Below are 584 nucleotides of genomic sequence, written 5' to 3' on the forward strand. Positions count from 1 at the left end.
TTTACGGTCGTAGTTACGCGGAGTCCATACCGAGCCTTTGCTACCTTTCAAACTTAGAGGCGTGTCGTGCAGCGTCGTCCCCAAATTGTATTTGTCTGGCTGTTCAAGCGCGGTCAGGTAAATCGCTGGCTTGACCAACGAACCAATTGGACGACTAGCATTAAGCGCACGGTTAAAGCCTTCATAACCCACGCGTTTACCACCAACCATGGCACGAATTTCACCACTGTGGCGATCAACAGCCACGGCAGCAGCTTCGAGTTCTTTGCCGCCTCGCTTCGCTAAATCCGGTATTTTCTTCGCGATAGCCTGCTCCATTTTACTTTGGGAGACAGGATCGAGAGACGTAAACACGCGCAGACCAGTTTCAGCCTTGAAGCGATCACCGACCTTCTCTTTCAGCTCGATATTCAATTGCTGGAAGTATGCAGGCTGACGGCTCGCAATACGTGGTTTGCTTTGTGTATCAAGAGGTCGACTCACAGCTTGTTCATATTGCTGCGATGTGAGCATGTTTTGTTGCATCAGCAATCGAAGCACCAAGTCTCGACGCTCTTTAGTGCGCTCAGGATAGCGAACAGGAT

At 50.3% G+C, this 584-nt stretch carries 1 pseudogene; it reads right to left on the reverse strand.

The annotated features are described in order from the left end of the window. Positions 1 to 584 (reverse strand): annotated as a pseudogene (locus R7Z77_RS27090) (penicillin-binding protein 1B); the annotation flags it as partial.

The sequence above is a fragment of the Vibrio sp. 1401 genome, assembly GCF_033340295.1.